Below are 23,889 nucleotides of genomic sequence, written 5' to 3'. Positions count from 1 at the left end.
ATGCGTAAAGTGCTGACAATTCTGGCGGTCATTGTGCTGGTGGCCGCTATTGGCTTCGGCGTAGTGCAATGGCTTAACGACGACCAAGGCGGTCAAACCCCACCGACCCCCGGTGACGATGGCGGGGTTCTGGCCGAACAACCCGAGTGGTGCCCGGCGGTAGAAGTTATCGCTGTGCCCGGAACTGCGGAATCGCGTGCTGACGATGATCCGATGGCCCCGACCGCGAACCCGCATTCGCTGCTGCTTGGTCTGACGAACTCGATTTCGGAGTCCTACTCGGAGGGTGATGTCAAGGTCTGGACTACGCCGTACCCGGCACAGATCAAGACGCATCAGCTGCCCGACCAACTCACTTACGATGATTCGCAGGCAGTCGGGCGCGATGTCACCGCTAAGGAAATGGCTGACTTGCACGGGCAGTGTCCACTGACGGACTTCGTCCTGATGGGCTTCTCCCAGGGTGCCGCTATTGCAGGTGATTTGGCCTCTGACATCGGCAATGGCCGCGGTGTCGTTCCGGCCGAGCGCATTGCGGGCGTGGCTCTGTTGGGCGACCCGCGGCGTGACCCCAATCAGGGCGTGAACCAGGGCGTTCCGCTGGCTGGTGTGGGCGTCGAGCTGTCATTGCAGCCGCTTGGCGGCATTGTGCAGGCTGTGGTTCCGGGCGCGACGATGCGCGGTCCACGAGACGGCTTTGGTCCTCTTAATGACAAGGTCCAGAATGTCTGCGTGCCATCGGACTCCTTCTGTGATGTGCCTCCGGGAGTGGCCGATGCGATTGCACGAGCGCAGGAGATGATTACCGGCGCGGGTGCGCACGCGACCTACGCCACGAATGATGTGGCAATTCCGGGGACGACTCCGCTGGCCTGGACTGAGGGTTGGGCTCGCGAACTGATTGAGCAATCGCTGGCGCGGTAGAGGCAGCTCGAAATGTGCGAGACGCCCCCGACGGGGACTTGCTGTTAGAATCTTGCTCAAGAACTGGTGTTTAATGTTCCAAAACAACAGTTTCGCTAAAATTTCGAAAGAAATTGACAAAGTTGCAGGAAGCAGTCTGACGGAACCGGTTATTATCGCCCAAGGAACTGCTGTTCATGACCGGGGAAATCTAGGCGAAAAGGTAGGGTGCAATGACGAATCCGACAAACCCATATGGAGATTTCGACGAAGACGGTATGCCGAGGTCCAAGGGGAAGTTCGCTAACAGCTCGGGTGCTTACAGCTCCGGTATGCCGTACTCGGATCCATACCCACCGCAGCAGCCGAACGTGGGGCAGGGCTATCAGGACCCGAGCCAGCACAATTTCCACAACGGGTACTCGAATCCGTATCAGAGTGGTTACCCAAACCAGCAGGCGCCGGCGTATTCCGCTGGCTTCGGCGGCCCGAACCCGCACCAGGGCTACGGGGTGGCAGGTTCCCCTGTCTCGGATAAGTCCAAGATTGCAGCGGCTCTGCTTGCCTTCTTCCTGGGCACCCTCGGTGTTCATAATTTCTACTTGGGGCACAACTCGCGTGGTGCTATTCAGCTAGCACTGACGGTATTCGGCTGGATTACCGCCATCTTCCTGGTTGGCTTCTTCCTCATTATCGGCGTCAGTATCTGGGCATTTATCGAGTTCATTCTGATTCTCGTCGGTAGCGGCTCCTACGCCTATGACGCAAATGGGCGCCGCCTGCAATCGTAGGAGCCCCGTCCGAAGCTGCTAGTTCCTGAACCCGTGCACCGGCGCGGGGATGTAGCCGCCGCGGGCAATGAACTCGGCATTGCCCTTGGCATTGACATCGATGACCGGCGCGTAGCCGAGCAGACCACCGAAGTTCACCTCATCGCCCGGCTTGGTACCTGGCACCGGAATGAGGCGAGCTGCGGTGGTTTTGTGGTTCATCACACCGATGGCGGCCTCGTCGGCAATCATGCCGGAAATCGTGGTCGCAGGCGTGTCACCAGGAATCGCAATCATGTCGAAGCCCACCGAGCAAATAGAGGTCATCGCCTCCAGCTTGTCCATGCTGATCGACCCCGCGCGCACAGCATCAATCATGCCCTTGTCCTCAGAGACCGGAATGAACGACCCGGACAGTCCACCGACGCGTGAACACGCCATCAGGCCGCCTTTCTTCACGGCGTCGTTAAGCAGTGCCAGCGCGGCAGTGGTGCCGTGCGTGCCGACCTGCTCCAACCCCATGTGCTCGAGAATATGAGCGACGGAGTCGCCCATCTCGGCGGTCGGCGCGAGCGAGAGATCCACGATGCCAAAAGGCACGCCCAGGCGCTCCGACGCCATCGTGCCGACCAGCTGACCCGTGCGTGTGATCTTGAACGCTGCCTTCTTGATCTCCTCGGCGACTTCGTTAAAGCTGGCGCCATGCAGATCGCCGAGCGCGCGATCGACCACGCCCGGCCCCGAAACGCCGACAGACACGACGCAATCTGGCTCCCCGACACCGTGGAACGCGCCGGCCATGAAGGGGTTGTCGCCCACCGCATTGGCGAAAACCACCAGTTTTGCGCAGGCAATCGAGCTGCGGTCGGCGGTCTGCGCCGCAGCTTCCTTCACCACTTCGCCCATGCGTCGCACTGCATCCATGTTGATGCCCGCGCGTGACGAGGCTACGTTGACCGAGCTGCACACCAATTCGGTCTCGCTAAGAGCGTGGGGAATGGAGTCGATGAGCCGCTTCTCGCTGGTCGTCGCGCCCTTTTCGACGAGCGCCGAGTAGCCGCCGAGGAAGTTCACCCCAGAATCGCGGGCGGCGCGGTCGAGCGCCTTGGCAACCACTGTGGGATCGCCTTCGCAACCGGCCGTGATGAGGGAAACTGGTGTGACGGAGATGCGCTTATTGACAATCGGAATGCCCAGCTCCGCCTCGATGCCCTCGCAGACCTCCACGAGGCGAGCGGCCTGCCTGGTTACGCGGTCATACACCGCCTGTGCGGTGGCTTCCATTTCAGAGCGAGAGCACTCGAGCAGGGAAATTCCCATAGTGACCGTCCGGATATCCAGACGGTACTTCTCAATCATGTCAATGGTGTCGAGGAACTTAGATTGCGCGAAGTTGAAATCCATCCTGGTCGCGCCCTTTAAATCTCGTTGACGGCGTTGAACAGCGCCTCAGACTGGATTCGAATGACAAGCCCCTCCCGCTTGCCGACGGAATCCATGTAACCCTGCAGCGTGCTAATGGGGGTGGCCTTCTCGTTGAACTCCACCCGCAGGATCATGGTGAACCATTTATCCATGAGTGTCTGGGAAACATCGACAATGTTGACGTCCTGCTCCGCCAGAGCAGTGGTGACGGCGGCGATGATGCCGGTGTGATCCTCGCCGGTGACGGTAATGATGGCAAACATGGCCTCAATTTTAGCCGGTGGGGAGGTGGGGAAAATCTGTGGATGGCGGTTGTGCTGGTGGCAAGTTTGCGGCGAAGCATGTTCAGGGCCACCCAAAAACACTTCACGACACCTATGTCACCTCGTGCCATCTGTGGAGGCGGCATGAGGTGACATAGGTGTCGTGAAGTGGGGAGGAGGGGAGGGGCGTGGGCGTGGGCTGTGCCAGAGCGAGGGGCAGCCCTACGGAGCCAGCCCTATCGGACGTCGACGAACTCCTTGACAATCCACTTGCGCAGTGCGAGCAGAATCAAGCCCAAGACAACCGAGGCGATACCCAGGGTGATGAAGAAGGTGTTCTCAGCAGCGGCATCCTCATAGTTGTAGAAGCCGGCCAGGGTGCCTGCCAGCGAAGTACCCATAGCGACTGCCATCAGCCAGACGGCCATCATGCGCGACGGGAATGCCGCCGGAGCGACCTTTGTAGCAAGGGCGTTGCCGACCGGGCTCAGCATGAGCTCACCCATGGTGAACAGGAAGAGAATCCAGATAATCGCATACAGCGGAGTGGAGTTCTCACCGCCACCGGAGAATGGGATGAAGAAGAACAGCGAGATACCGATGATGATGTTGGCGACACCGAACTTCACTGGGGTGGACCACTGGCGGTCACCAAGCTTGGACCAGGCGGCTGCAAAGACCATCGAGAAGGCGATGATGAAGATCGGGTTGATCGAGTTAATCCAGGCCGGGGACATTTCCCAACCGAAGATCTCGCGGTCGAGGCGGATGTCCGAGTAGATGGCCAGCACCGTGAACTGCTGCTGGAAGATACCGAAGAACAGCACGCCTGAGACGAACATCGGGATGAAACCGACCAGGCGAGTCTTCTCCGATTTCGTCGTAAGTGGCGAGGAGTACATCTGCCACCACAGCACCACAGCGGCGATCAGTGCAATCACCGTGACCACAGTGGAAAGAGTCGTGACCGGAACAATTCCGGTGGAAACCAGCGTAACCGAGACAACAGTGATGACCACTGCGATACCAATCCATACCGGGTACTGCTTCTTCGGCAGCGGGTTCGGAATCTCATGGCCAGCCTCGGCGATGGTGGACTTGCGCATCAGGATGTACTGAATCAGACCGGCAGCCATACCGATAGCGGCCAGGCCGAAGCCCCAGTGGAAGCCCTTCATTCCCCAGATCCAGCCGGTGAGCAGTGGGCCGAACAGGGCACCGATATTGACGCCCATGTAGAAGATGGAGAAGCCGGCGTCACGACGCGGGTCGTCCTTTGCGTAGAGCTGACCCAGCACGACCTGTGCGTTGGTCTTCACGCCGCCGGAGCCGATTGCGATGGAGACAAGGCCAATAGCCAGGCCAATCACGCCGGGGATGAATGCCAAGGAGATGTGGCCAAACATGACCAGGATGGCGGAGTAGAACAGTGTCCGCTCCGAGCCAAGGATACGGTCAGCAACCAGAGAGGCAACGAGTGCGGCCATGTAGACAAGACCGCCGTAAGCACCGACGATGGAGGTAGCAGCACCCTTGTCCAGGCCGAGACCGCCCTGAGTGGTCTCGTAGTACATGTAGAAAGCCAGGATGGCCTGCATGCCGTAGAAGCTGAAGCGCTCCCACATTTCGATGCCGAAGAGGTTGGCGAGACCCCACGGTTGGCCCATGAAGGTACGGTCTTCGCTGGACCCTGCGGGGTTATGAGTTCGTTGGGTCTCAGCAGTTGGTTGATTGCCGAGAGCCTCGTCAGAAGATTTGTCCATTCTTCAATTATCGAGGCGGAGTGCAAAAATTAAAAACCAGATTTAGTCAGTGAACTAAACCGAAGGGCTAGGGATGGGGCCGAAGGCTTAGTCCAGAGACTTACGAGCAACCGCATTCGACGCTGCTCGCCAACCCAGCAGCAGCAAGGCGCTCATGACTGAGGCAACCAGAATGAAGGACCAGTGCGGGACTGCCGAATTGCGGGTGGCCCACACAGCTAGGCCGACGACGACAGTGCCGAGCCACACAATTGCGCCTGAACTCACTGCACGCGGGTTCGGCTCGTTCTTAATCAGCGCGGTGCCCAGGAGGACACCGAATGCGAACGGCCACCAGGTATCGAGGATATTGATGAAGGTAAAAGGATCCTCGGGAGTGTTGTGAGCCAGACGTGCCAACACGGCGAAAATAAAGATGGCGAGGATGTCAATCAAGAACGTCGATACGCGTGTGTTCATGCTTCTTAGTCTAGCGACCCCTCAGATTGGTGGGTGACCAGCGACCAGCGGCGAGGAAGCCATTAGCGGTCAGCGACTGGCTGATGCTCGGGCTGATCCTTGTGGTCGAAGCCGAGGGCGTAGATAATCCAGCCCACAATTGCCACCAGGACGAAGGAAACGATGCGGTAGACCAGCACCGCTGCAAAGGCCTCGGCGCCGGTGGTGCCGCCTGCGATGAGAGCCGCGGTCAAAGCGGCCTCGACAGTGCCGATGCCGCCCGGTGTGGCCTGGATGAAACCTGCGAGCTTGCCGGTTACGAAAGCCAGCAGCACCTTCGTAGCGGAGATGTCATCGACACCAATGGCCCGAATGGCGGCGTAGAGACAGACGATTTCCGCGACCCAGTTGATAAAGGACCAGGTGAAGGAAAGTGCCAAAGTTTGTACGGGCAACTTCACGCTGGTCAGCTGTTTGACGGACTCTTCAAGTCGGTCGACATCGGTGTCCGCGGGCTTCTTCCGAATCTTGTTAAAGACACGTAGACACCATGCACCCGCCTTGTTAAGGAAAGCCGGCTTCTGCGAAATCCGCCACAGCAAAATGGTGGCGAGTAGCACCGCAATTGCCATAGCGATGAGCACTGCGGTCGTTCCACCCTGCCCGACGAAGAAGAGGCTGCCAAGCCCCAGAAATGCCAGACCTAAAAACGACAACGCGCCCGAAAAAAGCACGAACCAGCTGACAAGGACCGCGGATGCGCCCCACTGCATCATGCGCTTAATCTGCAGCGCCGTAGAAAATGCGGCACCACCGGGAACGGTGACCGCCCACGCGTTGGATGCGAGGGTTAGCGCATTGGTGCTACGGCGAGTGGCTGCTTTTACGCCTCCAGCTCGCAACAGCAGACGCATCACTTCCGCCATCGCGTAGAGCGAAAAAGCCACGGAAAAAATGGCGATGAACAGCCACTTAGCGTCAACATCCGCAAGGATTTGCAGCCCCTGGACGACACTGTCCCAGTTTCTTACCGTCAGGACGATACCGGCAATCACGAGGGCTACGAGGATTATCGATCGTAGCCAGCTCGAATTGCCGGTTTTTAGGACATTTTTAAGTCGTGACATAAATCAGAAGCCTGTTCGTCTTCCTGCTCGTCTCCCAGTTCGGCGCTGTGGTGGTCTCCCTAGTCGTCGTTCTTGCCGTCGCGCTCCTTGAGCAACGAAGTGAGCGGACGGAACGGCTGCAGCCACGCACCGCCATCTGGCAGGCGGTCGAGATCGATACGCGGTAGCGGCTCGCGGAAGACGCCCTTGATTTCCTCCAGATCAACAAAGCGAATCGCATCGGAGGCCAGTGCCCAGGAAGCGTGCTCATGAAAACCGATGACGGTTACCCGAATCCCCTCGGATGCGAGCTTTTCCAGCAGCTCCTGGAAATTCTGGCCATCGGCGGACGCAACGACGACACTGCGCAACACGCCTTCGTCGTAACGCCTTTGGATGTGCGCAATCATGTCCGGGTCAACGTCGGTGTCCTCTTCGATCTTCGGCTTTGCGAACACCGCGAAACCGACATTGCGCAGAGCCTCGACCCAGGGGCGGACAATCTCCGCTGAGCCCGGGTTGACGTTGGTGAATACCGTGGCCTCGGGGAGGACATCGGAGCCAATCTTGTGGGATACGCGCTCGGCTTCGTCGATAAGCCATTTGCCCACGGCGTCGAAGCGCGGGCGGTGCGCGGCGGTCGGGCGGGAGCCCAAAATGGCGCCGAGCCCCATGTCCAAGTTCGGGGCGTCCCACACGAGCAGTGCGGTGGGGTGCGTCTCGGTGGTGTTGTAGCTGGCAGAGGTGTTTTGGGTAGTGCTCATGTTCCTATGCCTCTTTCTTGCGCCAGATGAACTCGTGGATGTCGTGGTCGAGGTTCAGGCCGCGGGCTTCGAACTTGGTCGTCGGTCGGTCGAGAAGCATTGGGGATTCCGGCCAGGGCCAGGCGATAGGCTCGAGCGTCGGCTCAACCTCGCGGAGTTCCTCAATCCACTCTGCGTAGTCCGCATGGTCGGTGGCGGCGTGGAAAATGCCGCCGGGCTTCAGACGCGAAGAAATTAGGCGCAACGTGCCGGACTGCACAATGCGGCGCTTGTGGTGGCGTGCCTTCGGCCACGGATCCGGGAAGAACAGGCGCACGCCGGCCAGCGACTCCGGCTCGATCATGCGCTGCAGGACCTCGACGCCGTCGCCGCGGACCATGCGGATGTTCGACACCTCATTGCGCACGGTGGCGGAGAGCAGTTTCGCCAGGCCAGGGCGGTAAAGCTCAACGGCGATGATGTTGTGGTCCGGTTCTTGCGGAGCCATAGCCACGGTGGACGTGCCGGTGCCGCAGCCGATCTCGACGATGGTCGGTCCCTTGCGGCCGAACCATTCCTCCACGTCGATGACCTCGTCGGAGAGGACCTTGCCGTAAGTGTCCCAGTTATCTTCCCAGATCTTTTCTTGGTTGGGAGTCAAAGTGCCTCGGCGGAAGGACAGATTGCCGATGCGCGGGTAGTCAAGACCATCGTCGAATTGGGTCTTTTCCGGACGACCTGAAGGCAATTCGCCCTTCTTCGGCTGGCGCTCATGCGGTTGCTCCGCCTGCTCGTCTGCACGAGTTGGCGATGGTTCGGATTCCTGCGAAACCGCAGGCTGTTCGATATTTTCAGAAAAATCAGAAGTAGTCACGTTCCCTATTGTCCACGACATCGGCCAACTATCCAATCATTGCCCCTAGGATTTTTGTTGTTGTCCTGGCGGTTTCACGCCGGTTGACGATGCCGCGTCGTCCTGAATTGGCGGCACGGCGAGGCGAGTTGTTTTGTCGACTTGCCGAATCCGCGGTCCGCTGTAGGCTGAACGCGAAGCCGCGCTTATTCGTTGGTTGAAGCGGTGCTTGGGGTCTGCCTAGCGCAGCGTTTCAGGGCGCGGAATCTGGCCTACGGGTCGTATGGGGGGTACGCAGGTTTTAACTAAGCCACGCAGGGGATTTATGGGAGGGGACTAGGCCTAATGGACCTTATTTCCGCAACTGATGTCACGGAAACAACACAGCCGACAACGGGATCTACATCGTCGTCGTTGCGCGCTGCTGTGGTGGACTGGCTGTCATCACGGCAGGCCGCGCACTCGGACACCGCTAACACGAGCGGCGCGGAGGTGTGCGTCGCCAAGGCGCTTGAGCGCGAGAAACGGCCACCGATAATCTGCGCGCGATTGCGCAGGGGCGTGCGCGAAACCGCTGTGCGCGAGGCATTTTCGCAATGTCACGCGGAGCTGGCCGACAAGCTGTCCGCCCCTGTCGCGCTGGTCATCGAGCAACAACCGATTCGCCATTCGCTTGCCGACGAGTATTGCGACATCACCACAAACGAGACAGCTGAACACACCTTTTTGTTCAGTTCCGCGTTGCGGAAGATTGCTGAACGCTACGGTGCGGAAGGCGGATCACGCAATGATGACGGGCTACTCGCAGTGCAGTTGACTGAGATCGCGGCAGCCTTTCCCGCGGCTAGAGACAGCCTGGAGGAGTTGCTATGGCAACACCGGACGTAGTTGAGCCACGCCCGGTCTCGGCGGAGGGGTCTGAGCAGCCACCGCTCCTTGTCACCAAAGCCGGGGACGCGGCGGACCGCGCGGACTTCTCGCAGATTGTTGACACTGCGACGCCGCCACGTCGGCTGGAGTTTGTGGATAAACGCAGCGCCGTCGTGCTCTATGTTGCAGACAGCGAGGTGCAGCCCACGCGGGAGTGCGTCAGCACGGTTGCAGCAATTAGCCAGGCCACCGGTCGCGTTGCAGTTGGCCTGATTGGCAATGGTGAGTATGCCGAGGCCTGGCGCCAGGAAATCGACAGCACAATCCCGATGGGAGCGCTGGACGAGAGAATGGCCAGAACCCTGGTTCTGCTGGCAGAAGGCCCGCCCAGAAACTCGGGGGAAACACTGAGTGCGCGCCGGGCTCGAAATGTGCGAGCTCAGCTGACGCAGGAGCGATCGCGCGGAGCTGGGGCGGCGGCGCGATTGCAGCGGAAGATGCAGTTGGCAGCTGAGAGCGCAGTGCGGGATGCACTCCAGGAAGTGGCTGACGGCCCCGCAGGTAATCAGGCGGAACTTCAGGGTCGTGCCGAGGTCGCAGCGACGCGGCTGCAACAGCGGTGTGGCGACGAATTGGGCCTTCGTGTGGAAATTTCAGTGCCCGCTCCAGCAAGCCCGGCTCGCCCCAGTTATGCCATGGACGCGCTGGTGGTGGTGGCCTCGCTTGGCGCGGCGGTCGGCGCAGTGCGGATCGTCCACGGGGTGCTGATGTGGGTTGGGGTGCCGACGCTTGTGGCGCAGCTGGTCGCACTTGCAATAGGCCTCGGCGTTGCGGTGGTGGCGGTGGGCGCAACGATTCGTCGTAACGCACGCCAACGCACCGCGCAGTGGCGGGCAAATTACCTCGCCCATCTGCGGCGAAAATGGACGCAGTCCGTGGAGATGGCGGTGCGCGAGGCCCTTGGTGCGCGGGGTCCGGGATGGCGAATAGAGCAGCTGGCGGAGTACACCGGAACGCCTGCGCGATAGCCGTGACAGCTAAGAGAAATAGGGGGATATCACGATGGATGAGTTTTCTTTACTGCAGTACTTTTCCGATCAACCCGCGTCCGATGGCGGGGCGGAGGCGCGTTCGCCCGCTACGCCGTGTGGTTTGGAGGCGGCGACGCCGATTGATGGGAAGTCGGCAGACGTTGGTGGCGCTGGGCTGGTTGTGGAGGTAGATGGGCAGCTCTACGACCTCGGCGACGACGAGGGGTCAATTACGCTTGCCGACGACTCCGGGTTGTCAATCTATTCGGATTTAGACGGTGACGGCACGGTGGATCACGTTACGACGGTCCGTTTTGACGGCACTTGGGAGTCTTGGAGCAGTGATGATGTGAGGGCTGCTGACGCGATGGGCGGAGCGGCAGTGGAATCGGCATCAGCAGCGGGGAAGTGGGATGCGTACTCATGGGAGCAGTCTGCGCGGGGCAGCTGGGACTAATGACTTTGGAACCGCTGCGCGCGGGGGTACCCGTGTCTCGGTTGCTTACAAATGGGGGTAACTGCACCCAAAGGGTTAATGGTTGTAAATTTATGTGGTGAGGCTGGCCTTATTCGCTGGTTATGGCCATAAATGAACAGGTCGCAAGAATGGGGCGAGGAAAATTATTTGTTGTAAAGCTGTGATGTAACGGCTAGCAAATGAGGGAACGAGCCGATTGTCGATGTGGGGCCCGGCAACTTTCGGTATCCCCCGGTAGCCTTAAATTAAGACGCGAATCAATGAGTCAGGAGAACTGATGTCCGCACCTTCTATTCCTGGTCTCGAGGGCCAGGCCCCGACCGAGAACGCCGAACTGCTGCGCTGGATTGCTGAGGTCGTAGAACTGACCCAGCCAGACAAGGTTGTCTTTGCTGATGGCTCGGAAGAAGAGTGGAACCGCCTTACCCAGGACCTGGTTGATAAGGGAACTCTTATCAAGCTGAATGAGGAAAAGCGCCCGAACTCTTTCCTTGCCCGCTCTAACCCGAAGGACGTTGCTCGTGTGGAGTCCCGCACGTTCATCGCTTCCGAAAAGGAAGAGGACGCTGGCCCGACCAACAACTGGGCGGATCCGGTCGAGCTGAAGAAGGAAATGACCGAGCACTACCGCGGTTCCATGAAGGGCCGTACCATGTTCGTCGTTCCGTTCTGCATGGGTCCGATTACCGATCCGGAGCCGAAGCTGGGTGTTCAGCTGACCGACTCGGAGTACGTGGTTCTCTCCATGCGAATCATGACCCGCATGGGTCAGGATGCCCTGGACAAGATTGGTCCGGACGGAGACTTCGTCCACGCTCTGCACTCCGTTGGCGCTCCGCTGGAGGAGGGCCAGGAGGACGTTGCATGGCCGTGCAACGATGAGAAGTACATCACCCAGTTCCCGGAGACCAAGGAGATTTGGTCCTACGGTTCCGGCTACGGCGGAAACGCCATCCTGGCCAAGAAGTGCTACGCACTGCGTATTGCTTCGGTCATGGCCAAGGAAGAGGGCTGGATGGCTGAGCACATGCTCATCCTGAAGCTCACCAACCCAGAGGGCAAGGCCTACCACATCGCCGCTGCATTCCCGTCTGCATGTGGTAAGACCAACCTGGCTATGCTGACTCCGACCATCGAGGGCTGGAAGGCCGAGGTCGTCGGCGACGACATCGCATGGCTGAAGTTCGGTGAGGACGGCCGCCTGTACGCTGTCAACCCGGAGAACGGCTTCTTCGGTGTTGCACCGGGTACCAACTACTCCTCCAACCCGAACGCCATGAAGACCATGGAGGCCGGTAACACCCTGTTCACCAACGTCGCACTGACCGACGATGGCGACGTCTGGTGGGAAGGTATGGAAGGCAAGCCGGAGCACCTTATTGACTGGAAGGGCAATGACTGGACTCCGGATTCCGACGAGCTGTCCTCGCACCCGAACTCCCGTTACTGCACCCCGATTTCGCAGTGCCCGGTCGCCGCACCGGAGTACGACGACCCGCAGGGTGTCCCGATTGACGCCATCCTGTTCGGTGGCCGTCGCCCGGACACTGTGCCGCTGGTGACCCAGGCTCTGTCCTGGAACCACGCAACCTTCATCGGTGCAACTCTGGCTTCCGGCCAGACCGCTGCTTCCGCTGAGGCTAAGGTTGGCTCCCTGCGTCACGACCCGATGGCAATGCTGCCGTTCATTGGCTACAACGTCGGTGACTACCTGCAGCACTGGATCGACATGGGTGCCAAGGGCGGCGACAAGATGCCAGAGGTCTTCCTGGTCAACTGGTTCCGCCGCGGCGAAGACGGCCGCTTCCTGTGGCCGGGCTTCGGCGACAACTCCCGTGTTCTCAAGTGGATCATCGACCGCATTGAGGGCCGTGTTGGCGCCAAGGAGACCGTTGTTGGTCACACCGCTAAGGCAGAGGACCTGGATCTGACTGGCCTGGACATCGACTTTGCCGATGTCAAGGAAGCCCTGAAGGCACCGGCTGCTAAGTGGCAGGGTGACCTCCCGGACAACGAGGAGTGGCTGAAGTTCCTCGGCGACCGCGTTCCGCAGGAAGTCTGGGACGAGTTCGAGGCGCTGAAGGCTCGTATCGAGAAGAGCCTGCAGGACTAAGATCTTGCTAGCTAACCTAGCTAAAAGCTAGAACCTAGAACCACCCCCTTGTTGCCCGAAGTGGCTGGCAAGGGGGTGGTTTGTGCAGTAGAACGATGAAGGGTGACACGCAATGCAACTAACGCTTTTCTCTGATTTGAGCCTGCGTGTCATCACTTTGATGGCGATGGGGGAGCCGGGGCGCAAATACACCGCTGCCGAGGTAGCGGAGTCTCTCAATGCGTCTCGCGCGCATGTTTCCAAGGTTGTCTCGCGGCTTGTGGAGCTCGGCTTCTTGGAAGCGGTCAAGGGGCGCAATGGTGGCATCTATCTGCGAGATTCGGCTACGGAAAAATCCGTCGGCAAGCTGCTGCGCACTCTGGAAAACAACGAGGTCGTCGATTGTGTCGGCACTGACTGTCCATTGCTGCCGACGTGCCTGTTGCGCGGCAAGTTAGCGGCCGCACAGGAGGCGTTCTTCGCCGCGCTGGATCCGGTGTTGATTGCGGATCTCATTCCCGCCAAGCCGGTTGATGGCGCGGATGGTGATACTCCCGGGGGAGCTAGCGCGCCCGAGGGTTCTCGGCTGAATATTCGTCCGGTTTAGGCGTAGAGCTGAAGGCCTGATTTCGATTCGAAAAGAGCTGAGAGTGGTGCTGTCGAAGCCTGCCTGTCAAAACTTTCGGTGGCGCCGTTTCTGCAGCTAAAAGCGGTTGATTCGCAACTGCAAAGACTAATTTTGGCGCCAACAAACCATATTGCGCAAACAAAATGCGCAATATGGTGATAGTGTGAAGTCATGCCAAACCTGAATGTCAACAAGAACGGCCTGACTCCAGAGCAGGCCGAAGTCGTCACCCAAACCCTGCCCGTCGTCGGTGCCAACATCGAGAAAATCACGCCGAACTTCTACAACCGGATGTTCGCTGCTCACCCCGAACTCATTGCCGATACCTTCAACCGCGGCAACCAGAAGCAGGGGGCTCAGCAGAAGGCGCTGGCGGCATCCGTCGCTACCTTCGCAGCTACCCTGGTCGACCCAGACGCTCCTGCCCCGGAGGAACTGCTTTCCCGCATCGGCCACAAGCACATTTCCGTTGGTATCAAGCCGGAGCAGTACCCAATCGTGCACAAGCACCTCTTCGATGCCATCGAGGAAATCCTCACCCCAGAGGTCTTTCAGGGAGCTGTCCGCGACGCATGGGATGCCGTCTACCTGGAGATGCAGCGTGTTCTCATCAACTTCGAGAAGGGGCTCTATGACGACCTCGGTGTCGAAGCAGGTGATGTTTTCCGCGCCGCTCACGTCGTCTCTCGCGAAGAGCGCGGTGATGATGTCGCAGTATTCTCCGTCAAGCTTGACGACGAAACCCCCGTTTCCTACCTCCCGGGACAGTACATCTCCGTGCGTCAGACCATGCCGGACGGCGCCGGCCAGCTACGTCAATACTCTCTGGTCGGTGGCAAGGAAGGTGTGCTGACCTTCGCGGTTCGTCGTGTCGATGCCTCCGAGGACCTGCCGGCTGGCGAAGTTTCCACACAGCTGTGGGAAAAGGTGCAGCCGGGCGATGCCATCGAGATCTCTCTGCCGGCAGGTGACCTGGTGCTGGACACCAAGTCCGATGACCCGGTGGTACTCATTTCCGCAGGTATTGGCGCCACTCCTATGATCGGCATGCTGGATGCCCTGGTGGCTGCCGACTCTAAGCGTGATGTTGTCGTTCTCCACGCGGACCGCGCAGAAACTGCAGATGCCCTGCGCGCAGAGCGTGACAATGCTGTCGCCGCATTGGCCAATGCTCGCCAGCAGGTGTGGTACGAGCCGGATTTGATGAATCTGGCGGATACGGAGCTGCCGGAGGGCGCTCAGTACTACCTCTGTGGTGGCAATGGCTTCCTGCAGGCCATTCGCCAGCAGCTCGCCGATCGCGGTGTTGCTCGCGATAACGTTCACTTCGAGCTGTTCAGCCCGAACGATTGGCTGCTAGACGCTTAATGCCACAACTGCACCGTCGTCACAAATAAAACCGAATGACCAGCCGCGATATATGTTCGGGCTGGTCATTTTGCAGGTTGTAGCATCGGCGGCTTCGTATTACTTGGCCGGGCCGGAAAGCTCCGCAACAACATCGCCCGCAGTTTGGTTTTCGCACTGCGCAAACCCAATACCGGCCCATAAGTTGAGATATTCAGGATCACCGGCCTTATTCGCCGCGCCGCGAATCGGTGTGGTCAAGTAGTGCAGTTGCGGGTAAAGCTCCGGCGCGACCCTAGAAAACTCCCGAGTAAACGTGTTCTCGATGGCACGCGCAGGCTTACCGGAAAAGGCGTGAGTCAAAACGGTGTCACGCTCCACCAAATCACGCAGTGCCCGTCGGTGCGTTTCCTTCGTACCTGCCTCCGCGGTGGTGAGGAACCGTGTGCCAACTTGCACAGCCACCGCGCCGGCTTCCACAAGCTTGACGACGTCCTCTCGGTTACCCACCCCACCAGCGGCGATGATAGGTACATCGGTTACCGCACATGCTTCGGTGACTGCTTGGGCAAGCTCTTCTACAGAGGCCCCAATGCTGTCGGACGAATCCTTCCCCTCCACAAATGCGCGGTGCCCACCCGCAGCTAGTCCTTGCAGGACAATGCGATCAGCGCCAGCTGCAGCCGCCGCCCGTACGCCCTCAATTGAGGTCGCATTGAGCACCACGCTGCGGCCAGATTCCTTTACCTGAGCAATGACCTCTTTATCTGGGTAGCCAAAAGTGAAGGAGACGAACTCCAGCGCATCGGGGTTGGGCAGAAAATCTTCCGCCAAAATTGCCTCCGCTTTTGCCAGGAAATAGTCATCTGACCAGGTCGGAGTGTCAGGCAAATCGATGTCGAAGTGGGCAGCAGCCGGCGCCAGACGATTACGAAAAGCGGTCCACTGAGCAAGTTCCTCCTCTGAGGTTCCGACACCGGCGTCAGCCGTGTTGGGGCAGAAGAGGTTGATGCCGAAACCTTTGCCGTCGTCAAGCAGTGTGCACGTCTGCTGTGCCTGTTCAGTGAGCTTTTCGACAGTGAGATAGCCGGCGGCAAGGGTGCCGAGCCCGCCAGCATTGGAAACGGCAGCGACGAGTTCGGGCGTGGATGGGCCACCGGCCAGCGGTGCCAGAATGATTGATGACCGTCGGAGGTTTTCGAGTGTCTGCGAGGTTGTACTGCTCATAGGGGCGAGAGTAACACTAAGGCCGGATTCCCCCGCGTGGGAGAACCCGGCCGGTGCCGACGTACGGCGTTGCGCAATAGACGCCGCGCTACCGCCTCAAAAACTCAAGAACTACTTGGTGCTCTCCGGCGGATCCAGCGGCATACCCTGGCCAGCGCGGTAGAAAGGAATGTCCTGCGGTGCCAGCGGAGTCTTGCCGGCGATGAGGTCAGCGGCCTTTTCGGCAATCATCATGGTCGGTGCGTAGATATTGCCGTTGGTGATGCCCGGCATGACCGAAGCGTCCACCACGTAGAGGCCCTCGGTGCCGTGGACCTGCATGGTCTCCGGATCGACCACGGCCATCTCGTCGGAGGCCGGCCCCATCTTGCAGGTGCAGGATGGGTGCAGTGCGGTCTCGGCATCCTTGCGGACCCACTCGAGAATTTCCTCGTCGGTCTGCACATCTGCACCCGGGGAAATCTCGCCGTCGGTGTACTCCTTCATTGCCGGAGTGTCCAGCAGCTTACGGGAGACCTTCACAGCCTCGACCCATTCACGGCGGTCCTGATCAGTGGACAGGTAGTTGAACAGAATCGACGGCTTGACCTTGATGTCCGAGGAGGTGATGTGGACATGGCCACGGGCATCCGAGTACATCGGACCAACGTGGAACTGGAAACCGTGCGGGCTATCGATCTTCGTGCCGTCGTAACGCATGGCCAGCGGCAGGAAGTGGAACATCAGGTTCGGGTAGGGCTCGTTGTCGTTGGAGCGCGCGAAACCGCCACCCTCGAAGTGCGACGTTGCCACCGGGCCCTTGTGGGTGAGCAGCCACCACAGGCCAATGAACGGCCAACGCCACTTCTCCAGGTACGGCTGTGAAGACACCGGCTGGGTGGCGTTGTACTGAATGTAGACCTCCAGGTGGTCCTGCAGGTTTTCGCCGACACCAGGCAGGTGCTTGACGACGTTCACTCCGGCGGCATTCAGAATCTTCTCATCGCCAACGCCGGAGACCTCGAGCAGCTGCGGAGAGTTGAAAGCGCCACCGCAGAGGATGACCTTGTCTGCTCGCACCTGGTGTGTACGACCCTTCCAGGTGTACTCGATGCCGACGGCCTTGGTGCCCTCGAAGAGGATGCGGGTGGCTTCTGCGCGGGTGCGGAGCTCCAGATTTGGACGCTGCAGGGCTGGGTGCAGGTATGCGCGGGCAGCGGAGAGGCGACGGCCCTTGTCGATGTTCGCGTCGAAGGGACCGAAGCCCTCCTGGCGGTAGCCGTTGACGTCCGGGGTGTAGTTGTAGCCGGCCTGCTGGACAGACTTGAAGAAGGCCTTGAACAGCGGAGAATCGGCCGGACCGCGCTTCATGCGCAGTGGGCCGTCGTGGCCACGGCGCGGGTCGTCCTTGTCGGAGCCGAGTGCATTTTCCATGCGCTTGAAGTAAGGCAGAACGTGGTTCCAGCCCCAGTTCTCTAGCCCCTTGGTGTCGCCCCACTTGTCGTAGTCCATGGGGTTACCGCGCTGGTAGATCTGGCCGTTGATGGAGGAGGAGCCGCCGACGACCTTGCCGCGGGCGTGGTAGATGCGGCGACCGTTCATCTCCGGTTCCGGCTCGGATTCGTACTTCCAGTCGTAGTACTTGTTACCGATTGGGAAGGAGAACGCCGAAGGCATGTGAATGTAGAGATCCCAGAGGGAGTCCATGCGGCCGGCCTCGAGCACGAGCACCTGCTGAGTGTGGTCTGCGGACAGCCGGTTAGCCAGCACAGAGCCGGCAGAGCCCGCGCCAACGATGACGACGTCGCGGTGTTCGACTGTAGTGTTGCCATTCTTTTTACCGAAGTTGAAGACAGCCGGGAAAGCTCCCATGTTCTGGTGTACCTCCGTAGGTTGTTTGCCGATGTATATCGGAATGGTTTTCAAGGACTGCGATAAGCCCCGATAAGCCCCAAGTAATATTTAAAGGCAGGCCCTATATATTGATATTGGAATAAGTGGCCGGAGGCGTATCTCAAATCCCCTTCACCTATATAGAATGCCACACAATTGGTATTCAATTCCAGTTGGAACGATTTTAAACGCCTTGAAAACTGGGTAAATATGCAGGTGAAGATGTTGATGTTGGGGTGGAGAATTCTTCTGAATCGATTCTTAAACTTGAGGGATTATTCAAACTAGGTATGCTGGGTTAGTTCCCGAATCTGAAGGATTTTCCTATGTCTGATACTCCGCCAACTGAGAAGGTAACGGAGGAAAAATCTGGATCGTCGCAAGGAATGCAGCGATCGCAGTCGGCCCCTCCACAACAAGCGCAAGCGAGTGTGACCTCCGAGCCTGAGGTCAACTGGCCTGTATTTATTATTTCAGGTGTTGGCATTCTTGCCATTGCCCTGTGGGCTATTTTTGCCCCGGACAATGCAGCGGACACCCTAGCTGGCATTGTCGCCTGGGTATCGAAGAACTTCGGCTGGTTCTATATTGTGACCGCGACGGTGGCAGTGCTCTTCATGCTCTACGTCGCTATCTCGCGAACGGGGCAGATTAAGCTCGGCCCCGATCACGCCAAGCCTCAGTTTGGTCTGTTTTCCTGGGCCTCTATGCTCTTTGCGGCGGGTATCGGCATTGACCTGCTCTTCTTCTCGGTAGCAGAGCCGGTGGCACAGTACTATGGCCCGCCGACCGGAGATGCGGAGACCATCGAAGCTGCACGTCAGGCAGTGGTGTTCACGCTCTTCCACTATGGCGTGACCGGTTGGGCACTCTACGCCCTGATGGGTATGGCATTCGGCTACTTCGCCTATCGCCTGAACATGCCGCTGACCATTCGTTCGGCGCTCTATCCGATTATCGGCAAGCGCATCCACGGCCCCGCTGGTGAAGCGGTCGAAATCGCGGCGATGCTGGGTACCGTTTTCGGTGTCGCAACCTCGCTGGGTATCGGCGTCGTCCAGCTGAATTACGGCCTGCGTGTGCTGTTCGGGGTGGATGAGAGTACGTCCTGGCAGATCGCTCTAATCGTCGTGGCCGTATCGGTGGCTATCGCCTCCGCAGTTTCCGGTGTCGACAAGGGAATTCGTCGTCTCTCGGAGCTCAACGTTGGCCTGGCCATCTGCTTGATGCTCTACATCCTGGTTACCGGCCGCACCGCGTTCCTGTTTGACGCACTGGTGATGAACGTCGGTGAGTACGTCTCGAAGTTCCCGTCCATGACTATGGATACCTACGCGTTCTCCGGAGCGCAGGAATGGTTGAACTCCTGGACCCTGTTCTTCTGGGCTTGGTGGGTGGCCTGGGCACCGTTCGTCGGTTTGTTCCTGGCTCGCATTTCCCGTGGCCGTAGTCTGCGTCAGTTTGTCGTCGGCACGCTGACCATTCCATTCCTCTTCGTTCTGATGTGGGTATCGGTGTTCGGTAACTCGGCTCTGGACCTGGTTATCGGTGGCGATTCGGAGTTTGGGCAGACTGCATTGGATTACCCGGAGCGCGCCTTCTACCTTCTGCTAGAGCAGTACCCGGCACCGATGTTGGTGGCGGCAGTCGCCTCCCTGATCGGTCTGCTGCTCTACATCACCTCGGCTGACTCGGCAGCACTGGTGATGAGTAACTTCACTTCGAAGATCACCGACACACAGCAGGACGGTAAGAAGTGGACCCGTATTTTCTGGGCTGTCGTGGTCGGTGTGCTGACCATCGCGATGCTCTACGTCGGCGGTATTCCGACACTGCAGTCCGCGACGATTGTGATGGGCCTGCCGTTCGCCTTTGTCATCTATCTGGTGATGTATGGCCTGTTTAAGTCGCTGCGACTGGAGCTGCTGCAACAGGATTCGACACGTCGAGCCCTCCATGGGGCGATGTCGGGCCGCGCCGTAGATGGCGAACAGGGCGACTGGCGTAAGCGACTTGCCCGCTCCATGTCCTTCCCGGGCAAGAAGCCAGTCATGCGCTACCTCGACCGAGTGGTACAGCCCGCGCTTGAACAGGTGGCAGAAGCTATCAGGGACCGTGGCGGCGAAGTGACGCTGCACCGTGAACCTGCTGAAGAAGTCGGTATTGACCAGATTGACCTGCAGGTCGGTTTCGGTGAGGAGATGAGCTTCCGCTACCAGGTCTATCCGGTTGAACACTTGACGCCGTCTTTCGCTGGCCTGGTACACCTGGACAGTGATGCTGATATTTACTACTACCGTCTCGAGGTCTTCACGCTTACCGGCTCGCTCGGCTACGACGTCTATGGATACACCCAAGAGCAGCTGATTTCCGACGTCCTCGACCTCTATGAACGGCACTTGGAGTTCCTGCATATGCAGTCTGATCTCCCGGGCACCTCAGATTTGTCCGATAATGCCGAACCTGTCCGCGAATGGTCTGATGACTACGCCAAGGAGGATTCCTAAATGACCTTTAAGCCTTCCACTACTGATAAGGCTCTCGCACCCGAGACCGCCAAATCTCACGAAGGGGCCGCCACGCTGTTTATCAACGGCACCTGGTCCGCTGGAGCCGCTGGCAACACTCGCACCATCGAGTGCCCGGCCGACGGCTCTTTCATCGCCGAGGTCGCGGAAGCAGACGCCACCGACACCGAGCGCGCCATCGCCGCCGCCGACGCTGCTTTCCGACGTACCGGAGAAGGTTCCTGGGCATCCTGGAGCACAGCTGAGCGCAGTAAGTTGGTACTCGATATCGGTACTGCCATCAGGCAGCGCAAGGACGAATTTGCCTGGGCAGAGGCTATGGATACCGGCAAGCGTCTGCCTGAGGCGGCAGCCGATATGGATGACATCATCGCCTGCTTTGAGTACTTCGGGAAGCTCGCGGGCAATGATGCCGGTCGTCTCGTGGATGCGGATGACCCGTCCGTCGTCGCGCGTATTGTGCGTGAGCCCGTCGGTGTCTGTGGTCTGATTACGCCGTGGAACTACCCACTGCTGCAGACCGCATGGAAGGTCGCACCGGCGCTGGCCACGGGCAATACCTTTGTGCTCAAGCCGGCGGAGCTGACTCCGCACACAGCAATTCTGCTCATGCACGTCATCGATGATCTGGGTGTTCCGGCAGGCGTTGCCAACCTCATTACCGGAGCCGGTGCCGAAGCGGGCGCACCGCTGTCCTCGCATCCGAAGGTGGACATGGTCTCCTTCACTGGCGGTCTTGTCACTGGCAAGATTATTGCTGGTGAAGCGGCTAAGTCTGTGAAGAAGGTCGCGCTTGAGCTCGGCGGCAAGAACCCGAACATCATCTTCGCCGACGCCGATTACGAAGCCGCTTTGGACAATGCCCTCAATGCTGCGTTCCTGCACTCCGGTCAGGTGTGCTCGGCGGGCGCTCGCTTGATTGTGGAGGAGTCCATCGCCGAGAAGTTTGTCGACGATCTGGTCGAGCGCGCTGGACACATCCAGCTCGGCGGTCCGCTCGACGAGAAGGCCGAGACCGGTGCGCTGATTTCGAAGCAGCACCTGGATAAGGTCGCGGCATACGTCGATCGAGCTCGTGAGCAGGGCGCACGCGTGCGCGTAGGCGGCGAGATTGCCACGGGCACCACCGCCGATGGTTCCGCCTCGCTTGCCGACGGCTACTTCTACCTCCCAACCGTGATTGACCAGGTCACCCGCGAAATGGACTGCGTTCACGACGAAGCCTTTGGACCGGTGGTGACGGTGGAGACCTTCACCACGGTTGACGAGGCCATCGAGATCGGCAACGACACCGAATACGGCCTGGCCGGTGCGGTGTGGTCATCCAACCGCGAGGTGTCTGAGCGCGTTTCCCGCGAGCTGCGTCACGGTACCGTCTGGATCAACGACTTTGGCCCCTACCTGCCACAGGCCGAGTGGGGTGGCTTTGGTCAGTCCGGTATTGGCCGTGAGCTGGGCCCGACCGGCCTGGAGGAGTACACCGAAGCCAAGCTGGTCTACGAGAACACAGCACCGGCTGTTACCGGTTGGTTCGAGGATCGTCGTTAAATAACTCGGCACAAGCCCGAGCAATAATACGGGAAAACGACCCATCGGCCGTTATACTCACCGATTGAAAAAATCGACTCTGCGCACAACTGCGATAAAGGTTTGCAGTTGTGCGCGTTGTGTTTTCTAAAGGACATCTGCCGTGAACGCTACTACTCGCTCCGACAATGCCAGTTCTAGTACCGCCAGTGGGCCAGATATTGCCTGCGCCGATACTGCCAGCACCGCCGCGACCTTCACCCGCTTCACTCGGCGCCAGCATGTCATCGCCTGGGCTGTGCATGCCTTCACGCTGACTGGTTTGGTGTGGGCAACGCTGGCTGTGGTCGCTCTGTTGGAGGGCCGCCCACATTGGATGTGGCTCTGGTTGGGAATTGCCCTCGTCGTCGATGGTGTCGACGGGAATATGGCGCGTAAGCATCACATCAAGGAAGTCGTCCCGTGGTTTAACGGCGCAGTGGTGGACAACATCGTCGACTATCTCACCTGGACCGCCATACCCGCGGCTTTCATGGTCATGTATCTGCCGTTGGGGCCACGTCCGTTGGCGATCGCCCTGATGATTCTGGTCCTGGTGTCGTCGATGTTCTGCTATGCCAACGAAGCCGCCAAGTCCGGCGACTACTACTTCGTTGGTTTCCCCGCCGCGTGGAATATCGTGGCGGTCTTGCTGTGGGTATGGAACGCGCCCATGGCGGTGTGTATCTCTGCCATTTTTATCTTCAGCGCAATGACGTTGGTGCCGCTGCACTACACGCATCCATTCCGCGTGGAACGCGGCCGGATTGCCAACATTGCCGCAACGTTCATCTGGATTGTCTCGACCGGCATGCTTATCGCAAGTGAGACGATGGCAGCGTCGTTAAGCAAGGCGTCTATCCACGGGCTTGTGGCTGTCAACGTTGCCGCCGGTGCCTGGCTGATTATTGGCGGCGTGCGGCGCTCGCTTAGCGGTCGCTAGCGGCAGTTGGTGGGCGGTTGGCGCAGGATTGCGGAGATGGCGCGGTCGCGCAGCCAGCGGATGTATTCGACGGCGCAGGCTGCAACAATTAACGCAATGACAAAGATGGTGACCCACACCGGATAATCGCGTCCGTTGGCCCAGAAATAGACATAGGGCGAGACGAAAGTCACTACGGTGATCAGGAGCCCCAGCATTCTTCGGCCGAATGAGCGGCCGGTGATCATCTCGACAATTCCCCAGGTGTAGGGGATAGCGGTAATGATGTCGATGCTCCACAGCACCCAGACATTGCCGTGGAATCCGGGGACGAAAACCACAGGTAGCGCGCGGAGCGAAGAGTAGACCATCACCACCAGGTAGGCCAACACTTTCGGGTTGTAGAGCAGGCGCCACACGGGGTTGCGCTCGATGAGTTTGGTCCCGACTTTGCGTAGTGCATGCAGATCCTTTTGCTGCATGACCAGCGTATTTGTTCCCTCCAGCAGGTAAGCGAGCAGTTTTTGCTGCTCGAGACTGCCGTGTGCCCAGGCCTGCACCAGCTCGCTTGGCGAGATAGCGATGGGCACCAGTGGTTCTCCGCGCTGTTTCAGCGCAGTGGGAAGCTCGAGGGTACTGTCATCGAGCTTATCGACGGCCAGTTCCGGGCCCACCACATGAACGATGTCGCCGCCGAGGATGTTTTGTACCTTGTCCACATCACTGTGGGGCAGCGAGCTGAACCAGAGTAGCTGCCGGGAGGAAATCGCCATTCGCAAGGCGGTCCCCAGAGCTTCTGCTGCGTCATCGATGGCGTAAAAGTCCTGCGTGTTGGTGTGGGCGAGTGAACGCAAACTGTCGATTATTGCGACATTTTTGGCATTGAGCTCGCTGAGGCGGGCCACACCGGAAATATCGATGACCGCCTGAGGATCAAGGGCGAAAGCATGGGTAAAAGGAAGGTCGAGTATCGAGCGCATCGCAAGGAACCGCTGGTGTCGCTGGTGTCCAACCAGGGCTGAATTCTGTGCGCTCATAGTATTTTAGCTTGCCACAACTTGCGC

At 59.2% G+C, this 23,889-nt stretch carries 21 protein-coding genes; 11 read left to right on the top strand and 10 right to left on the bottom strand.

Going from position 1 to position 23,889, the window contains the following annotated elements; genetic code table 11:
* Both CRD20_RS04685 and CRD20_RS04680 read left to right on the top strand, forming a co-directional pair.
* Complete coding sequence (locus CRD20_RS04685; protein WP_101688133.1) at nt 1-924, top strand: cutinase family protein; 924 nt, start codon at nt 1-3, stop codon at nt 922-924.
* Between the two features lie 212 nt (nt 925-1,136).
* Nucleotides 1,137-1,694, top strand: a complete 558-nt coding sequence (locus CRD20_RS04680; protein WP_016421640.1) for a TM2 domain-containing protein — start codon at nt 1,137-1,139, stop codon at nt 1,692-1,694.
* An 18-nt stretch (nt 1,695-1,712) separates the two neighbouring features.
* Here the strand turns inward: CRD20_RS04680 and CRD20_RS04675 are convergent, their stop codons facing one another.
* From CRD20_RS04675 to trmB, 7 genes are all read right to left on the bottom strand, one after another.
* A complete protein-coding gene (locus CRD20_RS04675) occupies nt 1,713-3,077 on the bottom strand; it encodes a PFL family protein (protein WP_049193157.1) in 1,365 nt (454 codons plus the stop codon).
* A gap of 14 nt (nt 3,078-3,091) precedes the next feature.
* Nucleotides 3,092-3,361 carry an ACT domain-containing protein gene (locus CRD20_RS04670; RefSeq protein ID WP_016421638.1) on the bottom strand — a complete coding sequence of 90 codons (270 nt, stop codon included), beginning with the start codon at nt 3,359-3,361 and terminating at the stop codon, nt 3,092-3,094.
* A gap of 236 nt (nt 3,362-3,597) precedes the next feature.
* Nucleotides 3,598-5,124, bottom strand: coding sequence for a peptide MFS transporter (locus CRD20_RS04665; RefSeq protein WP_016421637.1), 1,527 nt, complete (start codon nt 5,122-5,124; stop codon nt 3,598-3,600).
* A gap of 87 nt (nt 5,125-5,211) precedes the next feature.
* Nucleotides 5,212-5,583: a DUF3054 domain-containing protein gene (locus tag CRD20_RS04660; RefSeq protein ID WP_016421636.1), complete on the bottom strand. Its 372-nt coding sequence runs from the start codon at nt 5,581-5,583 to the stop codon at nt 5,212-5,214.
* 62 nt (nt 5,584-5,645) lie between these two features.
* Nucleotides 5,646-6,689, bottom strand: coding sequence for a YbhN family protein (locus tag CRD20_RS04655; protein ID WP_187404936.1), 1,044 nt, complete (start codon nt 6,687-6,689; stop codon nt 5,646-5,648).
* 59 nt (nt 6,690-6,748) lie between these two features.
* On the bottom strand, nt 6,749-7,432 hold the full coding sequence (locus CRD20_RS04650; RefSeq protein ID WP_005510460.1) for an NYN domain-containing protein: 684 nt from the start codon (nt 7,430-7,432) through the stop codon (nt 6,749-6,751).
* Nucleotides 7,433-7,436: 4 nt separating this feature from the next.
* Entirely contained in the window at nt 7,437-8,285 is an 849-nt protein-coding gene (gene trmB, locus CRD20_RS04645; protein ID WP_239272130.1) for a tRNA (guanosine(46)-N7)-methyltransferase TrmB, read from the bottom strand.
* Nucleotides 8,286-8,609: 324 nt separating this feature from the next.
* On the opposite strand from trmB, the gene CRD20_RS04640 reads away from it, so the two are divergent.
* The 6 genes from CRD20_RS04640 (at nt 8,610) to CRD20_RS04615 (ending at nt 14,731) form a co-directional block, all read left to right on the top strand.
* Nucleotides 8,610-9,152: a hypothetical protein gene (locus CRD20_RS04640; protein ID WP_187404935.1), complete on the top strand. Its 543-nt coding sequence runs from the start codon at nt 8,610-8,612 to the stop codon at nt 9,150-9,152.
* Nucleotides 9,134-10,162, top strand: a complete 1,029-nt coding sequence (locus CRD20_RS04635; RefSeq protein WP_187404934.1) for a hypothetical protein — start codon at nt 9,134-9,136, stop codon at nt 10,160-10,162. Before CRD20_RS04640 ends, CRD20_RS04635 begins: the two co-directional genes overlap by 19 nt.
* Before the next feature lie 34 nt (nt 10,163-10,196).
* On the top strand, nt 10,197-10,622 hold the full coding sequence (locus CRD20_RS04630) for a DUF6802 family protein (RefSeq protein WP_187404933.1): 426 nt from the start codon (nt 10,197-10,199) through the stop codon (nt 10,620-10,622).
* Nucleotides 10,623-10,920: 298 nt separating this feature from the next.
* A complete protein-coding gene (locus tag CRD20_RS04625; RefSeq protein WP_187404932.1) occupies nt 10,921-12,756 on the top strand; it encodes a phosphoenolpyruvate carboxykinase (GTP) in 1,836 nt (611 codons plus the stop codon).
* Nucleotides 12,757-12,868: 112 nt separating this feature from the next.
* The gene (locus CRD20_RS04620; protein WP_187404931.1) at nt 12,869-13,342 is read left to right on the top strand and encodes an Rrf2 family transcriptional regulator; all 474 of its coding nucleotides are present in this window, start codon (nt 12,869-12,871) and stop codon (nt 13,340-13,342) included.
* A 192-nt stretch (nt 13,343-13,534) separates the two neighbouring features.
* The gene (locus CRD20_RS04615) at nt 13,535-14,731 is read left to right on the top strand and encodes a globin domain-containing protein (protein ID WP_187404930.1); all 1,197 of its coding nucleotides are present in this window, start codon (nt 13,535-13,537) and stop codon (nt 14,729-14,731) included.
* Between the two features lie 99 nt (nt 14,732-14,830).
* Here the strand turns inward: CRD20_RS04615 and CRD20_RS04610 are convergent, their stop codons facing one another.
* A complete protein-coding gene (locus CRD20_RS04610) occupies nt 14,831-15,937 on the bottom strand; it encodes a nitronate monooxygenase family protein (protein WP_187404929.1) in 1,107 nt (368 codons plus the stop codon).
* A gap of 111 nt (nt 15,938-16,048) precedes the next feature.
* Nucleotides 16,049-17,788: a choline dehydrogenase gene (gene betA, locus CRD20_RS04605; RefSeq protein ID WP_069359373.1), complete on the bottom strand. Its 1,740-nt coding sequence runs from the start codon at nt 17,786-17,788 to the stop codon at nt 16,049-16,051.
* 347 nt (nt 17,789-18,135) lie between these two features.
* On the opposite strand from betA, the gene betT reads away from it, so the two are divergent.
* From betT to CRD20_RS04590, 3 genes are all read left to right on the top strand, one after another.
* Nucleotides 18,136-20,316, top strand: a complete 2,181-nt coding sequence (gene betT / locus CRD20_RS04600) for a choline BCCT transporter BetT (RefSeq protein ID WP_304505182.1) — start codon at nt 18,136-18,138, stop codon at nt 20,314-20,316.
* Complete coding sequence (locus CRD20_RS04595; protein ID WP_187404928.1) at nt 20,317-21,885, top strand: aldehyde dehydrogenase family protein; 1,569 nt, start codon at nt 20,317-20,319, stop codon at nt 21,883-21,885.
* A gap of 142 nt (nt 21,886-22,027) precedes the next feature.
* A complete protein-coding gene (locus CRD20_RS04590; RefSeq protein WP_187404927.1) occupies nt 22,028-22,846 on the top strand; it encodes a phosphatidylcholine/phosphatidylserine synthase in 819 nt (272 codons plus the stop codon).
* Here the strand turns inward: CRD20_RS04590 and CRD20_RS04585 are convergent.
* Complete coding sequence (locus CRD20_RS04585; protein WP_187404926.1) at nt 22,843-23,862, bottom strand: hypothetical protein; 1,020 nt, start codon at nt 23,860-23,862, stop codon at nt 22,843-22,845. The two genes, CRD20_RS04590 and CRD20_RS04585, sit on opposite strands and share 4 nt — an antisense overlap.
* Nucleotides 23,863-23,889: the final 27 nt, after the last annotated feature.

Source organism: Corynebacterium sp. LK33 (assembly GCF_014334955.1).
Classification (GTDB): Bacteria; Actinomycetota; Actinomycetes; order Mycobacteriales; family Mycobacteriaceae; genus Corynebacterium; species Corynebacterium jeikeium_D.
The sequence above is the reverse complement of the archived record's forward strand: the minus strand, read 5'-3'. Positions and strand labels throughout refer to the sequence as shown.

What these genes read in the sequence shown, in the direction of transcription:
- CRD20_RS04615 (WP_187404930.1), top strand. Translation starts at nt 13,535, where the DNA reads ATGCCAAACCTGAATGTCAACAAGAACGGCCTGACTCCAGAGCAGGCC.
- CRD20_RS04640 (WP_187404935.1), top strand. Translation starts at nt 8,610, where the DNA reads ATGGACCTTATTTCCGCAACTGATGTCACGGAAACAACACAGCCGACA.
- CRD20_RS04595 (WP_187404928.1), top strand. Translation starts at nt 20,317, where the DNA reads ATGACCTTTAAGCCTTCCACTACTGATAAGGCTCTCGCACCCGAGACC.
- CRD20_RS04620 (WP_187404931.1), top strand. Translation starts at nt 12,869, where the DNA reads ATGCAACTAACGCTTTTCTCTGATTTGAGCCTGCGTGTCATCACTTTG.
- CRD20_RS04625 (WP_187404932.1), top strand. Translation starts at nt 10,921, where the DNA reads ATGTCCGCACCTTCTATTCCTGGTCTCGAGGGCCAGGCCCCGACCGAG.
- CRD20_RS04660 (WP_016421636.1), bottom strand. Translation starts at nt 5,583, where the DNA reads ATGAACACACGCGTATCGACGTTCTTGATTGACATCCTCGCCATCTTT.
- CRD20_RS04665 (WP_016421637.1), bottom strand. Translation starts at nt 5,124, where the DNA reads ATGGACAAATCTTCTGACGAGGCTCTCGGCAATCAACCAACTGCTGAG.
- betA (WP_069359373.1), bottom strand. Translation starts at nt 17,788, where the DNA reads ATGGGAGCTTTCCCGGCTGTCTTCAACTTCGGTAAAAAGAATGGCAAC.
- CRD20_RS04655 (WP_187404936.1), bottom strand. Translation starts at nt 6,689, where the DNA reads ATGTCACGACTTAAAAATGTCCTAAAAACCGGCAATTCGAGCTGGCTA.
- CRD20_RS04630 (WP_187404933.1), top strand. Translation starts at nt 10,197, where the DNA reads ATGGATGAGTTTTCTTTACTGCAGTACTTTTCCGATCAACCCGCGTCC.
- CRD20_RS04650 (WP_005510460.1), bottom strand. Translation starts at nt 7,432, where the DNA reads ATGAGCACTACCCAAAACACCTCTGCCAGCTACAACACCACCGAGACG.
- CRD20_RS04685 (WP_101688133.1), top strand. Translation starts at nt 1, where the DNA reads ATGCGTAAAGTGCTGACAATTCTGGCGGTCATTGTGCTGGTGGCCGCT.
- CRD20_RS04585 (WP_187404926.1), bottom strand. Translation starts at nt 23,862, where the DNA reads ATGAGCGCACAGAATTCAGCCCTGGTTGGACACCAGCGACACCAGCGG.
- CRD20_RS04680 (WP_016421640.1), top strand. Translation starts at nt 1,137, where the DNA reads ATGACGAATCCGACAAACCCATATGGAGATTTCGACGAAGACGGTATG.
- CRD20_RS04675 (WP_049193157.1), bottom strand. Translation starts at nt 3,077, where the DNA reads ATGGATTTCAACTTCGCGCAATCTAAGTTCCTCGACACCATTGACATG.
- betT (WP_304505182.1), top strand. Translation starts at nt 18,136, where the DNA reads ATGTCTGATACTCCGCCAACTGAGAAGGTAACGGAGGAAAAATCTGGA.
- CRD20_RS04670 (WP_016421638.1), bottom strand. Translation starts at nt 3,361, where the DNA reads ATGTTTGCCATCATTACCGTCACCGGCGAGGATCACACCGGCATCATC.
- CRD20_RS04635 (WP_187404934.1), top strand. Translation starts at nt 9,134, where the DNA reads ATGGCAACACCGGACGTAGTTGAGCCACGCCCGGTCTCGGCGGAGGGG.
- CRD20_RS04610 (WP_187404929.1), bottom strand. Translation starts at nt 15,937, where the DNA reads ATGAGCAGTACAACCTCGCAGACACTCGAAAACCTCCGACGGTCATCA.